We start from the raw sequence: 6,801 nt of genomic DNA on the forward strand, positions 1-6,801 counted from the left end.
GTGACGTGATGCGACAGCCACCACAACATCGTATAGCAGAAGATGCAATCAAGGCATGGCGTATTACAGAAGTGATCGTTATGGTGATTTTATTGTTATTGGTGATTGCTAGTTTTATAGTAGGTCATTTTTTCGATTGGGCTTTATGGATTCCATTAACCGCACTCGCCGTTTGGGGTGTTCTAGCGTATTTAATGATTTTTGTTATTCCTTTGGTCCGTTGGCGTCGCTGGCGCTATGAAGTGTTTGATCAAGAGATTTATGTGCAACATGGTATATTAATTGTTTCGAGAACATTAGTACCGATGATCCGAGTGCAACATGTTGATACCAAACAAGGTCCGATTTTAAAACGGTTTAATTTATCAAATTTAACCGTGTCGACAGCTGCGACGATTCATGAAATACCAGCATTACCACAAGAAGAAGCGGCCGCGTTACGTGATCAGATTTCTGAATTGGCGAGGGTGGATGAAGATGATGTCTGAACCGAGAAGACTCCATCCAGCAGCTGTTATATTTAGTGTGATTAAAATCTTTAAAAATTTAATCTACGTCATTTTCGCTGGTGTTATTGCTTGGTTTGGCAATACAACGTTTATGTATATTGCACTCGGGATTTTAGGTTTAACGATTATTTTAACAGGGTTTAGCATTGTTGAATGGCTCCGTTTTCGTTATTATATTAAAGATGATGAGCTCCGGATTGAACAAGGAATCTTTGTGCGGAAACATCGTTATATTTCAAAAAACCGAATTCAATCGATCGATTTAACGCAAGGGGTTATTCATCGCATTCTAAAATTAACGAAAGTGCAGATTGAAACAGCAGGGAGCGGGCTTGAAACGGAAGCTTCCTTGAGTGCGGTGACATTCTCAGAGGGTGAAGCAATTCGTCGCGAACTTAAATCAAATCAAAGTCTTGTCGATGAAGAACAAGATGAAAGTGAAGCGGTAGAATATCCTAAGCGCCAAATTAGTTTTAATCGTTTGTTTGTAGCAGGTTTAACGTCAGGAAGCGTTGGGGTCATTGTCGGTTTAGTATTCATTGGGTTTTCGGAAATTGAGCGATTTATTCCTGATTCAGCCTACGATCAAGCGATGAGTTGGCTGTTATCCTCAGCTGTTGAGTTATTAATTTTCTTAGCTTTAGTGGTATTCATTTTATTGTATGCCCTTGGTATTTTGGGGACCGTTATAAAGTTTGGGCGTTTTCAAATCACGCGGTATGATACAGAATTGTTTATTACCCGCGGCCTTTTAGAGAAGAAACAGATGACCATCCCATTAAAGCGGATTCAAGCGATTGGTTTTAAGCAAAGCTTAATTCGGCAACCATTCGGATTTGGAACATTATATGTAGAAATTGCTGGGGGAGCTGATGGGCAAAGCGCAAATGCCAGAACGTATTTGTTCCCGATTATCAGATATGATGAACTCAGCCAATTTTTACAGACCGTTCTACCTGAATACGAAGCTTTTCCAGAACAGGTACAAGCTATTCCGAGAAAAGCGAACTTCTTTTACTATATTCGGGCAGCATTCTTTCCTGTTGTCGCGCTAATTGCGATCTTAATATTCTTGCCATTTGTTTGGTATGTGCCGACTATTTTAGTTCTGTTGGCTGTCGGGCTAGGGATCCTTAGACGCCAGACAGCAGGCTATAGCTGGGATGATCAGCAATTAACATTGGCCTATCGTGATTTTAGTAAAGATATGGTCATGATGAAGCATAATCGTATTCAAGCATTTGAAAAACGTCAATCTATCTTGCATAAACGACAAGGGTTAGCAACAGTACGTGTCTCTCTTTTGAATCACTTTGCTGGACGTCATGTTTTATTGAAGGAAATGGCTGAAAGTGAAGTGGACAGACTATCTGATTGGTACTCCTTAAGGAAATAATTAATCATATCATAAGCATGTTAAAACCTTCTCGTCCATATATATAGGCGAGGAGGTTTATTTATGAAGAAATATATTGTGTTTGCGTTTATTAGTGTAGTCTTATTAGGCTTGAGTTTATACAGTGTCCTGTGGGATCGAGGGATGACGAATTCATCAGCTAATGTGATGCCATTAGCGGGACAAGTTATTGTGCTCGACCCAGGTCATGGGGGCGTCGATGGTGGGGCTGATTATGGAGAAGATCAAGAGAAAACAGTCACTTTGCAAACAGCTTTGTTTTTGCGAGATTATTTGCAAGAAGCAGGGGCTCAAGTTGTGCTAACACGTGATGGTGATTATGACCTTGCACCTGAAGATATGGACGGGTATTCGAAGCGTAAGTCTTATGATATCCGGAGACGTGTGAAATTGATTCAAGATGTTGAAGCGGATGTGTTCGTTAGTATTCATTTGAATTCGGTAGTCAATGAAAGTTGGCGAGGCGCTCAAACGTTTTACTACCCAGGTGAAGAAGAGAATAAGCGTTTAGCTAATGCGATTCAGGAACGCCTAAGAGATTCGATTGAAACGAACCGTCAAACGCTCGCCATGGATAACGTTTATATTTTGAAACATGCCGAGACAACGAGTGCATTAGTTGAGATGGGATTCTTATCTAATTCTGAAGAGCGTGCTTTACTTACATCTGAGGATTATCAAAGACGATTAGCATCTTCTATTTATGAAGGGATTGTAGAGTACGTGACGGCTGAACAAGAATTGTGAAATCGATTAATCGTATGAACTGAGTGTCGTCTGAAATTATGTTATACTAGCTTTGGCATGAAATTGATGACGACTAAAGGAAGGTGTCTAAAGTGATTACAGAAGAACGCGTAATAGAATTACTAAAACCAATTCAAGATCCACATATACATAGGACGTTCGAGGAAACTGATGCCATCGAGAGCGTTAAAGTTAAAGAGGACAAAGGCCATGTTTCAGTCAAAGTGGCTTTAGCTGATCCGAATTCAGGTGAACAATTACAGTTACAACAAGAAATTGTTGGAATGATTAAAAAGGAAGGCGCTTCAACAGTAGGGCTGCGCTTCACAGAATTGCCTGAAGAAAAGCGTGATGCTTACATGGCTGAAGCGAATGAAGAACAAGAAGCGAATTTAATTGGACAAACGGGTACAACTTTTATTTCCATCGCAAGTGGTAAAGGTGGCGTTGGTAAGTCGACAGTAACGGTTAACTTAGCGATTGCCTTAGAACGCTTAGGCTATAAAGTAGGTGTTGTCGATGCGGATATCTACGGTTTCAGCGTTCCAGATATGATGGGCGTAGAAGAACGCCCGCAAGTACGCGGTGAGAAGATTATTCCTGTTGAGCGTTTCGGCGTTCAATTGATTTCGATGGGCTTCTTTGTTGAAGATAACTCACCGATCATTTGGCGTGGTCCTATGCTAGGTAAAATGCTCACGAGCTTCTTTAAAGAAGTTGAGTGGGGCGATTTAGATTATCTATTGCTTGACTTACCACCAGGGACAGGCGATATTGCTTTAGACGTACAAGAATTACTGCCATCGTCTAAGCAGCTTATTGTTTCAACGCCGCACCCATCAGCTGCTTTTGTTGCAGCGCGTGCTGGACAAATGGCGCTTAAAGCTGAACACGATATTATCGGAATTGTTGAAAACATGGCTTACTTTGAAAGTCAATTAACAGGACAGAAAGAATACGTCTTTGGTGAAGGTGGTGGCGACAAGCTTGCTGAAGTTCTAGAAACAGATGTGCTTGGACGCTTACCATTACAACAGCCATACGATGAAGAAGAAACATTCGCACCAGGCATTTATCAAGAAGATCATCCAACAGGCAAGATCTTCTTATCAATTGCTAACCAGGTTGCAAAACGCTGCAAAAAATAATATAAGAGGTTTAGGGTGAATGCCCTAAACCTCTTTTTATATGGTGTTAGCCTCCAGAGGAACTTTGTCCTCCACCGCTTCCACCACCAGAAGACCCTCCGTTATTTTGTTTATTCACTTCACCTTCGCTTTTAGACTGTCCTTGACCACTTTCCATTTTTTCTGCGGCTTTGATTAAGGATTCAGTCATTTGGGCTTTAAATACAGGATTGTTCAATGTTTCCTGAATGGTTTTTTCTAAATGACTTTTATAATCTTGGCTCTTTAATATCTGTAGAATCATTTTTCTGGCCTCTTCGTTTTGAAAGAGACTAATCATTTTATTTTGGTATTCAGAATCACTCATTAATCCTTTAATAAGTTCTTGATCTTGTTTCCTTGTTGCATCAACATAACTTTGAACGAAGGAAGGGTCATTAAATAATTCGCTCCAGAATTTTTTTCCTTTATCACCTGAAAACATCGATTCAACAGCTTTGTTAACTTCATCAGATTGTAGAACTATTTCTTGCTTTAATGATTCGTCTTTTAATGCTTCTTGAAGTGCTTTTTTACCATCGTCCGTTTTTAAGATATCCGTAACCATCTTTTTTGTTTTTTCGTAATCAGGGGATGATTGTTGACTATTACTTCCGCCACTACAACTTGCTAATAACATGACGATTACGACCATGTATATAATTGGTTTAGCCATCATGGATGCTCCTCTAGATGTCAATTTATACTCTTAATATGAAGCGGTTGTGAAAAAATATACATATTTAAAGAAGGCAAAAATAGCTAAAGCATGGTAAAATACGAGTGGACTGGATTTATAGATCGTAGGAGGAAAAACAGTGACAATACGTGTTTGGATTAAATTTTTCTTAACATTATTAGTGATCGGTGCCGTAACAACTGTTGTGACAAGCTTTATTGTATCAACTCATGCTTACGCGCCATTTTTAGACCCTTTTAATGCTTGGGAGTTATTAGGTGTGATTTTATGGTACTCAGGTTATGGACTTGTCTACAGTGTGATTGCACAAATGGGCTTTTTCGCATATTTAACCTTGCATCAATTCGGTAAAGGTTTCTTCGGATACTTTTGGAAACACGCTCAAGTTATCTTGATTTTATTTACTTTATTTGAGTTAGTCTATTTAAGATATCATCAGGATGCAGGGCCTGAAGGATTATGGCCTTACTTTATAGCACCTGTTTTATTATCTATATTCGCCTATGCCATTGCTAAAATTAAGGCTAGAGAAACGCATCCACGTGCCTTTTTACCAGCTTTATTTTTCATGATTGTAGTCACAACCATTGAATGGATTCCAACGTTACGTACAGGCGATCCTGAGTGGCTTGTACTCATGGTGGTGCCTTTATTAGCTTGTAACACTTATCAGTTACTTAAGTTGCACCGGATTGTAGGTTTTACTAACCCGGAAGATGCCAGTAGTAATCAAAAAGCATAATTAGTCGAGAGGGGTCAGTTTTACATCAGCAGGGGAAAGTAATTCTGTTGTTGAAACAAACTGATATCCCTCTCTTTTTTTCTGCTTAATGACTTGTTCTAAAATTTCTGGTGTTTGTTTTAAATTATCTTGCGCAAAAAAGAGAACGATATCCCCTGCACTAATGGTCGAGTTTAATTTTTCAGATACCTCTTTAACCTCGCTATTTTTTTCGATATGAGCATAAACGCTCCAAAAGATCATGTCGTAACCCTGTTCTGTTACAATGTTATTCACGTTATCGTGATATTCATGTTCAGGCGGACGAACGAATCGTAATGGTTCGAAACCTAAGTTATGGACGATCGTTTCTCCATTTTCGAGGTCTTCTATAATAACGTCCTTAGGTTGATCTGCATACCGTTCAAGGCTATAACCTAATAACCCGACTTCGTGTTGTTCTTCCACGATTAATTCAGCTAATTCTTCTTCTCGAAGTGCCCATTCTCCATTAATGAAAAAGGTTGCTTTAACTTCTGTTTCTTGTAAAACGTCGAGAATATCAATGATCACGTCATCACCCCAAGAAACATTAAACGTTAAAGCGATTTCTTGTTTATCCTCCTCGGCATTAGTAATTGCGCCAGACGGAGCAGTCTGCGTTTGATTGACTAACAGCGTTTGTTTAGCCATGAACTGCCATGATGTGATCGCTAGCATAATGACGACTATTAACACACACCACTTTTTCCAACTTGTCCAATTAATCGTTTTATACATAAATGATCCAACCTTTATTCTTTGGATTTGGAGGGTTGTCTACCGTTAGCTAATAAATAATTCTGAAATATATATATGAACAATTGCATAGTTTTAGAATGGTGATTATACATAATCCCTGGTAAAAAGGGGAAAATGATGGTGACTTATTGAAGAATGGAAGTGAAATGATGATTGGATTACTGGTAAATGAATCAGAACAAATGGAATTGGAATATCTTTTGAAGCGGGAAATGGATGAATTGTTGTATGATTTTAGCTACCATGATCTTGATGAAAATGTGCAAGAGGCAATTAAGGAAAGGTATACGTTATTATTTAATATTTATAAGCGGTTTGCGACACAAAAAGAGTGTTTGAAGTACGTTCCACATAAAAATTTGTTTGATGTGAAATAAATTCAAAAAACCTATTGATGTCGACATAAGCATGTGATATATTTGTTTTTGTCGTCGAAACGAGACGATTAATCACACAAATTCATTTTTTGGATTCGGAAAACAAATTATTATTCATTTGTTGACACCCCATTTGAAATTGTGCTATATTAATTCTTGTCGCGAAAAAACGACAAACCATTTCGAACCTTGAAAACTAAACAAAATAGCCTGTCGTCAATTCGTTTTTCTTCTTATTTGTTAATAGGAAGGAAGCGGAGACGAAATTAAGAAACAATAAGCCAAATCAAACACTTTAATTGGAGAGTTTGATCCTGGCTCAGGACGAACGCTGGCGGCGTGCCTAATACATGCAAGTCGAGC

The 6,801-nt window shown here is 38.7% G+C and carries 8 protein-coding genes and 1 rRNA gene; 7 read left to right on the top strand and 2 right to left on the bottom strand.

Annotated elements, in window-relative coordinates:
• Positions 1-8: 8 nt before the first annotated feature.
• From FHR85_RS11615 to FHR85_RS11630, 4 genes are all read left to right on the top strand, one after another.
• Positions 9-488 carry a PH domain-containing protein gene (locus FHR85_RS11615; RefSeq protein ID WP_167263435.1) on the top strand — a complete coding sequence of 160 codons (480 nt, stop codon included), beginning with the start codon at positions 9-11 and terminating at the stop codon, positions 486-488.
• The gene (locus tag FHR85_RS11620; protein ID WP_167263437.1) at positions 478-1,905 is read left to right on the top strand and encodes a PH domain-containing protein; all 1,428 of its coding nucleotides are present in this window, start codon (positions 478-480) and stop codon (positions 1,903-1,905) included. The genes FHR85_RS11615 and FHR85_RS11620 overlap by 11 nt, the downstream gene beginning before the upstream one ends.
• Before the next feature lie 63 nt (positions 1,906-1,968).
• Positions 1,969-2,673: an N-acetylmuramoyl-L-alanine amidase CwlD gene (gene cwlD / locus FHR85_RS11625; protein ID WP_167263439.1), complete on the top strand. Its 705-nt coding sequence runs from the start codon at positions 1,969-1,971 to the stop codon at positions 2,671-2,673.
• A gap of 92 nt (positions 2,674-2,765) precedes the next feature.
• Positions 2,766-3,821 (top strand): P-loop NTPase, encoded by a 1,056-nt coding sequence (locus FHR85_RS11630; protein ID WP_167263441.1) that lies wholly within the window; start codon positions 2,766-2,768, stop codon positions 3,819-3,821.
• Between the two features lie 46 nt (positions 3,822-3,867).
• On the opposite strand, the gene gerD is transcribed toward FHR85_RS11630, so the two are convergent.
• Positions 3,868-4,515: a spore germination lipoprotein GerD gene (gerD, locus tag FHR85_RS11635; protein WP_167263443.1), complete on the bottom strand. Its 648-nt coding sequence runs from the start codon at positions 4,513-4,515 to the stop codon at positions 3,868-3,870.
• A 142-nt stretch (positions 4,516-4,657) separates the two neighbouring features.
• Between gerD and FHR85_RS11640 the strand changes: the two genes are divergently transcribed.
• Positions 4,658-5,281 carry a KinB-signaling pathway activation protein gene (locus tag FHR85_RS11640; protein WP_167263445.1) on the top strand — a complete coding sequence of 208 codons (624 nt, stop codon included), beginning with the start codon at positions 4,658-4,660 and terminating at the stop codon, positions 5,279-5,281.
• Here the strand turns inward: FHR85_RS11640 and FHR85_RS11645 are convergent, their stop codons facing one another.
• Positions 5,282-6,040, bottom strand: coding sequence for a polysaccharide deacetylase family protein (locus FHR85_RS11645; RefSeq protein ID WP_167263447.1), 759 nt, complete (start codon positions 6,038-6,040; stop codon positions 5,282-5,284). It lies immediately after the preceding gene.
• Between the two features lie 149 nt (positions 6,041-6,189).
• Here FHR85_RS11645 and FHR85_RS11650 point away from each other — a divergent pair, with 149 nt between their 5' ends.
• Positions 6,190-6,438 (top strand): hypothetical protein, encoded by a 249-nt coding sequence (locus FHR85_RS11650; RefSeq protein WP_341770968.1) that lies wholly within the window; start codon positions 6,190-6,192, stop codon positions 6,436-6,438.
• 296 nt (positions 6,439-6,734) lie between these two features.
• Positions 6,735-6,801, top strand: a 16S ribosomal RNA gene (locus tag FHR85_RS11655); the annotation flags it as partial.

The sequence above is a fragment of the Alkalibacillus almallahensis genome, from assembly GCF_011761495.1.
GTDB lineage: Bacteria > Bacillota > Bacilli > Bacillales > Alkalibacillaceae > Alkalibacillus > Alkalibacillus almallahensis.

Bases quoted from the DNA above. Each gene is read 5' to 3' on its own strand.
- FHR85_RS11615 (WP_167263435.1), top strand. From the start codon at position 9: ATGCGACAGCCACCACAACATCGTATAGCAGAAGATGCAATCAAGGCA.
- FHR85_RS11620 (WP_167263437.1), top strand. From the start codon at position 478: ATGATGTCTGAACCGAGAAGACTCCATCCAGCAGCTGTTATATTTAGT.
- cwlD (WP_167263439.1), top strand. From the start codon at position 1,969: ATGAAGAAATATATTGTGTTTGCGTTTATTAGTGTAGTCTTATTAGGC.
- gerD (WP_167263443.1), bottom strand. From the start codon at position 4,515: ATGGCTAAACCAATTATATACATGGTCGTAATCGTCATGTTATTAGCA.
- FHR85_RS11645 (WP_167263447.1), bottom strand. From the start codon at position 6,040: ATGTATAAAACGATTAATTGGACAAGTTGGAAAAAGTGGTGTGTGTTA.